At 72.6% G+C, this 5,749-nt stretch carries 2 protein-coding genes; both read left to right on the top strand.

What is annotated here, in order from left to right; all coding sequences use genetic code 11:
• Positions 1-4,203: amino acid adenylation domain-containing protein (locus ACZ5GP_RS33880; RefSeq protein ID WP_468754509.1), on the top strand; the 4,203-nt coding region annotated here is incomplete at its 5' end.
• On the top strand, positions 4,200-5,749 hold a 1,550-nt coding region (locus tag ACZ5GP_RS33875; protein WP_468754508.1), incomplete at its 3' end, for a condensation domain-containing protein. The genes ACZ5GP_RS33880 and ACZ5GP_RS33875, both read left to right, overlap by 4 nt.

Below are 5,749 nucleotides of genomic sequence, written 5' to 3'. Positions count from 1 at the left end.
GTGTTGCCGGTGCAGTACGCGGACTTCGCTGTGTGGCAGCGGGAGGCGCTCGGTTCGGAGGAGGACCCGGAGAGTCTGGTCTCGGCGCAGGTCGCCTATTGGCGGGAGCGGCTCGCCGGCCTGCCGGCGGAGATCGTGTTGCCGGTGGACCGTCCGCGTCCGGCGGTTGCCTCGCAGCGCGGGGCACGGGTGGAGTTCACCGTGCCCGGGCCCGTGCATGCCGGTATCGCGCGGGTGGCCCGGGAGAGCGGTGCGAGCGTGTTCATGGTGTTGCAGGCAGCTTTGGGTCTGCTGCTGGCACGGTGCGGTGCGGGGGAGGACATCCCCATCGGCACCCCGGTCGCGGGGCGTACCGACGACGCGGTGGACGACCTGGTGGGCTTGTTCATCAACAGCCTCGTGCTGCGCACGGATGTTTCGGGCGATCCGACGTTCCGTGAGCTGGTGGCCCGGGTGCGGGAGAGTGACCTGGAGGCGTACGCGCATCAGGACCTGCCCTTCGAGCGGCTGGTGGAGATCCTCAACCCTGAGCGGTCCCTGTCCCGCCACCCCCTCTTCCAGGTCATGCTCACCCTCAACAACGCGGATATCGTCCCTCCGTCCCAGGAGATCCAGGAACTGACGGGTCTTGCGGTGCGGCCGCAGGCGGTGGAGACCGGGGCGGCCAAGACCGATCTCACCTTCGCCTTCGCCGACCTGCCCGCTGCCGAGAAGCCCGGCGGCCACGGCCCCGAACGGGGCGGTCTCCACGGCATCCTGGAGTACAACACCGACCTGTTCGACCCGGCGACCTGCGCCGCCCTCGCCGAACGCCTCGTACACCTCCTGACCTCACTCGTCACCGACCCCGGCCACCGGCTGCACGCCTACGACGTCCTCACCCCCGCCGAGCGGCACGACGTCGTCCACGGGTGGAACGACACCCGTCACACCATCGGCGCCGACACGGTGACAGCCATGTTCGACGCCTGCGTGGCAGCCGCCCCGGACGACCCCGCCGTGGTCTTCGGCACGAGGACGCTGACCTACGCCGAGCTGGACCGGCGCGCCGGCCGCCTGGCCCGCCTCCTCACCGGGCACGGCATCGGACCGGAGACCTTCGTCGGCATCGCCCTGGAGCGCTCCGAGGCGTGGGTGGTGGCGATCCTGGCGGTCCTCAAGGCGGGCGGCGCGTTCCTCCCCCTCGACCCCGGCTACCCGGACGACCGTCTGCGCTTCATGCTCCAGGACAGTGCGCCGCAGCTGGTCATCACCGCGGGCGACCTGCGTGAGCGCATCGCGCACCAGAGCACCCCCCTGCTCATCCTGGACGCCCCGGAGGTGGTGGCCGCCCTGACGGCCACCACCGGCCCCGACCTCGCTGCCTGCCTCGCTCCCGACGACCCCGACCTCGCGAGCGCCACCGGCCCGGACAGCGCGGCCTACGTCATCTACACCTCCGGTTCCACCGGCCGCCCCAAGGGCGTGGTGATCCCGCACGGCGGTCTGCCGAGCATGGTGTCCACCGCCGTCGACCGCTGGGGCCTGAAGCGCGGCAGCCGCGTGCTGCAAATGGCGTCCACCAGCTTCGACGCGTCCCTGTGGGACGTGTTCGGCGCGCTGCTGTCCGGGGCGACACTCGTCCTGGCACCCGCCGACCAGGCGCTGGGCGAGGACCTGACCCGCTTCGTCACCGCAGCCGACGTCACCCACATGACCCTGCCACCCGCCGTCGTCGCCAGCCTGACCGAGGAGGAGCTGCCCGCCGGCAGGGTCATCACCGTCACGGGTGACACCTGCCCGCCGGCCACCGCGCGGCGCTGGTCCGTCCGGCACCGGCTGTTCAACGGCTACGGGCCCACCGAGACGACCATCGCGGCCACCGCCGGGGAGATCGGCACCGGCCACCCGGAAGCGACCGGCTCGGTGCCGATCGGTGTCCCGTTCCGCAACAAGCGGATCTACGTACTCGACACCCGACTGCGACCCGTGCCACCGGGCACCGTGGGGCAGCTGTGGATCGCCGGCACCGGACTCGCCCGCGGCTACCACCGGGCGCCGGACCTGACGGCCGCACGTTTCGTCGCCGATCCCTTCGGCCGCCCGGGAGAGCGGATGTACGACACCGGGGACTTGGCGCGCCGACGGACCGACGGCACCCTGGAGTTCGCCGGGCGCCGCGACGACCAGGTGAAGTTCGGCGGATTCCGGATCGAGCTCGGCGAGATCGAGTCCGTACTGCTGCGCTGCCCCGGCGTCGCGCAGGCCGCGGCCACCGTCCGCGAGGACCGGCCCGGACAGCGCAGGCTGGTCGGCTACGCCGTCCCCGAACCGGGCGCCCGACTCGACTCGGAGACCCTGCGGGCGTTCACCTCGGCCACCCTGCCCGCCCACGCCGTGCCCTCGGCCTTCGTCGTCCTGGACGCACTGCCCCTGTCCCCGAACGGCAAGGCCGACCGCGCCGCGCTGCCCCAGCCGCAGCACACCGTGCGAGCCACGCCACGCGGTCGCCGCGAGACGCTCCTGTGCGAGATCTTCGCCGAGGTGCTCGGCCTCGACTCGGCCGGGCCCGACGACCGCTTCTTCGACCTCGGGGGCGACAGCATCTCCTCGATCCAGTTCGTCGGCCGGGCCCGCGCCGCCGGACTGGACCTGAGCCCGCGCGACGTGTTCACCCACCAGACGCCCGCCGCGCTCGCCACCGCCGCCCGCTCGCGGGACCGGGCGGCGGCCGACGAGCACATCCACGAAGAGGGGCCGCTGCGGCCCACCGCCGTGCTGCGCCGCTTCACCGAACTCGGCGGCCCCATCGACCGGTTCGCCCAGTCCCGGCTGGTGGAGCTGCCGCCGGGCAGCGACATCGCGACGCTCGTGGCCACCGTGACCACGGTCGTACGCCGCCACGACGCGCTGCGGCTGCGCCTCGTGGGCGACGGCGACGACCAGGTCCTGGAGGTACGGGAACCGGACACCATGGACCTCGCGGAATCCGTGCGCCGTGTCGACCTGTCCCGAGCCGCCGCGTCCCCCGACGACCTGTCCGCCCGCGTCGCCGCCGAGGCCGACGCCGCCAGGGCCCGCCTCGCCCCCCGCGAGGGCCGCCTCGTCGAGGTGGTCTGGTTCGACCGCGGCGCCGGACACCCGGGCCTGGTCCTCCTCGTGATCCACCACTTCGCGGTCGACGAGGTGTCCTGGCGCATCCTCCTGCCCGAACTCATCACATGCTGGAACGCCCACCGAGAAGGACGCACCCCCGAACTGCGCCCCGTCGGAACGTCACTGCGCCGCTGGGCCCACGCGATGCACACCGCCGCCCACAGCCCCGAGCGCGCCGCCGAGGCCGACGACTGGATCCGGGTACTGTCCGGACCCCGACAGCAGCTCGGCAGCCGCCCCCTGGACCGGGCCAGGGACACGCTGGGCACCGCGCGGAGTCTCTCCCTCACCCTGCCGCCCGACGTCGCGGGGCGCGCCCTCGACGCCGTGCCCGCCGCCTTCCACGCCGGCGTCGACGACGTACTGCTCACCGCGCTGGCGCTGGCCGTCGCACACTGGCGCGGCACCGGAACGGACCTTCTCGTGGACGTGGAGAGCCACGGCCGGCACGAGGAACTGGTGCCGGGGGCGGACCTGACGACGACCGTCGGCTGGTTCACCGACATCCACCCGGTACGCCTGGACCTCGCCGGCATCGACATCGGCGACGCCCTGGCCGCCGGCCCGGCCGCCGGCCAAGCGCTGAAGACCGTCAAGGAACAGGTGCGCGCCCTGCCCGGGGACGGATACGGCTACGCACTGCTGCGCTACCTCAACCCCCGCACGGCCGACGCGCTCAAAGCACTGCCCGCCGCACAGATCGGCTACAACAACCTCGGCCGCACCCGCGGCTCGGCCGACCGAACGGAACACGGCCTCGGCAGCCTGGAGGGCCTGGGCGGCACGGACGACGCCCGCATCCCGCTCCCGCACGCCCTCGAACTGAACACGATGGTGCGCGAGGACGACACCGGCACCCACCTCGTCGCCATCTGGACCTGGGCGGACGGATTGTTCGACAAGCACCGCGTGGAAGAGCTGGCCCGGACGTGGTTCGAGGCCCTGGGCGCCCTGGCCGACCACGCCGCCGCACCGGACGCCGGCGGCCGCACTCCGTCGGACCTGCTCGGCGCAGGCCTCAGCCAAGACGAGATCGACGCCCTCGAAGCCGAGTGGAGGACCTTATGAACACCTCGGGCCTGCAGGACATCCTGCCGCTCTCCCCGCTGCAGGAAGGCCTCCTCTTCCACCGGCTCTACAGCGGTGACGCCCCCGACGTGTACGCCGTCCAACTGGTCGTCGAACTGACCGGCGACCTGTCCGTGCCCTCGCTCAAGCAGGCGGCACGGGCCCTCCTCGCCCGGCATCCCGGCCTGCGGGCCGCCTTCCGGCACGAAGGACTCAGCAGGCCCGTACAACTGATCCCGCGTCAAGTCCCGCTGCCGTGGCGCGATCACGACCTGTCGGGGACCGCGGAGCCGGACCGTGCCGGGCGCCTGGAGGAACTGCTGCGCGCCGACCGGTACGAGCGCTTCGACCTCGCGACCCCGCCCCTGGTCCGCTTCCTGTGCATCCGCGTGGCGCGGGACCGGCACGTCTTCGTGATGTCCAACCACCACCTGCTGCTCGACGGGTGGTCACTGCCGATCGTGCTGCGCGACCTGGTCACCCTGTACGCCACCGGAGGCGACGACCGCGAGCTGCCCAGGGTGCGCTCGCCGCGCGAGCACCTGGAGTGGCTCTCACGGCGGGACCGGGCCGCCGACCGCGCGGCATGGGCCGAAGCCGTGGGCGGCTTCGACGAACCCTCGCTGATCGCCCCGGCCGCGCAGGCGGCTCCCGCCCCCGAGCTGCCGGACGAGGTCGAACTGGAGCTGGACACCGCCACGACCGCCGCTCTCACCCCGGTCGCCCGCCGCCTCGGGGTCACCGCAGGCACCCTCGTGCAGACAGCATGGGCCCTTGTGCTGGCCCAGTTCACCGGCAAGGACGACATCGTCTTCGGAGCGACGGTGTCCGGACGCCCGGCGGACGTCGAAGGCGTCGAAACCATGGTCGGCCTCTTCATCAACACCATCCCCGTACGCGTACGGCTGCGCCCCGCCGAACGCCTCGCCGACCTGATCGGCCGCGTCCAGCGGGAACAGACCCGGCTCATGCCGCACCACCACTTGGACCTGCCGTCCATCCGACAGCTCAGCGGCCTGTCCGGCACCACCCAGATGTTCGACAGCCTCCTGGTGTACGAGAACTACCCCGCCGCCCCGCGCGGCACGGTGGGCGACACCGGAACCGGCGGCGAACTGCGTATCACCGACATGCGCGGCCGTGACGCCACGCACTATCCCCTGACCCTCCTCGTCCACCCGGGCGAGTGCCTGCGCCTGCGTCTCGAATACCGCACGGACGCCGTCACCGAGGCCCGGGCGCGGTCACTGGGCCAACGGCTCCTCCAGGCCCTGCGCGCCATCGCCCACGAGACGCAGCTCCCGGTCGGCCGCGTCGACGTACGCGCTCCCGCCGAACGCCGGATTCCGCCCGCGCATCGCGGGGAGGACCTGCCCCTACCGAAGGCCTCACTCCCAGAGTTGTTCGAGGAGCAGGTTGTGCGTGCGCCGGGGGCTGTGGCGGTGGAGTTCGCGGGGGTTGGTGTGTCGTATGGGGAGTTGGATGCGCGGGCGAATCGTTTGGCGCGTTTTTTGGTGTCGTTGGGGGTGGGTGGGGAGTCGCGGGT

Source organism: Streptomyces sp. NPDC031466, assembly GCF_055581265.1.
Note: the sequence above shows the minus strand (reverse complement) of the source record. Positions and strands in the feature narration are given on the sequence as shown.